This window comes from Candidatus Kapaibacterium sp. (genome assembly GCA_025059875.1).
Lineage (GTDB): Bacteria > Bacteroidota > Ignavibacteria > Kapaibacteriales > HRBIN21 > HRBIN21.
Window position 1 is genome coordinate 1 of sequence record JANXCT010000028.1, and the last position, 578, is coordinate 578.

A 578-nucleotide genomic window follows, 5' to 3' on the forward strand; every position below is an offset into this window, starting at 1 on the left:
CGTACTGCTCATACACCCACCGCTTGCTCGCTATCGTCGGCGAGGAGAGCAAGCCGAGCAGCACGCGGTTGTAGTCATCGGGTTCGGGCAGCTGCAGAGGGTCAAACTCGCGCAGGCGGGCGATGTAGGCGGGTTCCTCCGCCTTCAGCGTGTAGGTCGGGCAGGCGTCGGTGAGGAAGGCGGCGAGGAGCTCAGCAGCAATTTGGTCGCCCTCCTTCACGCGCAGGATGCCGTCATCCGTGACGTGCCCGATGACCACCGCGTTCAGCCCCCACTTGCGGAAGATGCTGGCGACCGCCTCCTCGCGTCCCTTCTTGACGATACACAGCATCCGCTCCTGCGACTCGGAGAGCATGATTTCGTAAGGAGTCATGCCCTCTTCGCGGCGCGGCACCTTCAGCACGTCGATCTCCATGCCCGTTCCGCCCTTGAAGGCGGTCTCGCTGGTAGAACAGGTCAGCCCCGCAGCACCCATATCCTGAATGCCCACGATGTCGCCTGTCGCCAACGCCTCCAGCGTCGCCTCAATCAGCAGCTTCTCGGCGAAGGGGTCGCCCATCTGCACGTTGGGGCGTCGG

At 64.2% G+C, this 578-nt stretch carries 1 protein-coding gene; it reads right to left on the bottom strand.

Annotated elements, in window-relative coordinates; all coding sequences use genetic code 11:
* Positions 1–578: AIR synthase-related protein (locus NZ960_08640; GenBank protein MCS7177655.1), on the bottom strand; the 578-nt coding region annotated here is incomplete at both ends.